1 pseudogene is annotated in these 391 nt (G+C 40.4%); it reads right to left on the bottom strand.

What is annotated here, in order from left to right:
* Positions 1-391: pseudogene (locus tag P6733_RS17915) on the bottom strand (type IV secretion protein Rhs); the annotation flags it as partial.

Genomic DNA, 391 nt, shown 5'->3' on the forward strand with positions numbered 1-391 from the left:
GGGTTTCCAATATTGGGTGCTTCATCGTTAATACCCGTCAACCAACCTCGAATGTTGTAGCGGTAATCTACTTTTTGTAATCCGGTTGTTCCAGAAGCATCGGTTCCACCCACATTTTTACCTACAAGTTGTCCTAATGCATCATAGGTATTACTAGCGATTAATTGTTCGGGTAAGGAGTTAATCTGTTGTTTGTGTGTCAATAGTCTGTCCTGAGCAGTATAGCTATAGGTATCGACAATACGTAACAAGTCACTTTCTGGATATTGCTTGTGGAAAGTTTTGGTGAATCGGGTTTTACCCATAAAATCCAATTGGGAATCGACCTGTGTATAACCACCCCAAGTATTTTGAGTGTAACTGGAAATGGGTCTGCTTTTTTCATCGTACA

Origin of the sequence: Flavobacterium aerium, from assembly GCF_030766725.1 — a bacterium.
Classification (GTDB): domain Bacteria; phylum Bacteroidota; class Bacteroidia; order Flavobacteriales; family Flavobacteriaceae; genus Flavobacterium; species Flavobacterium aerium.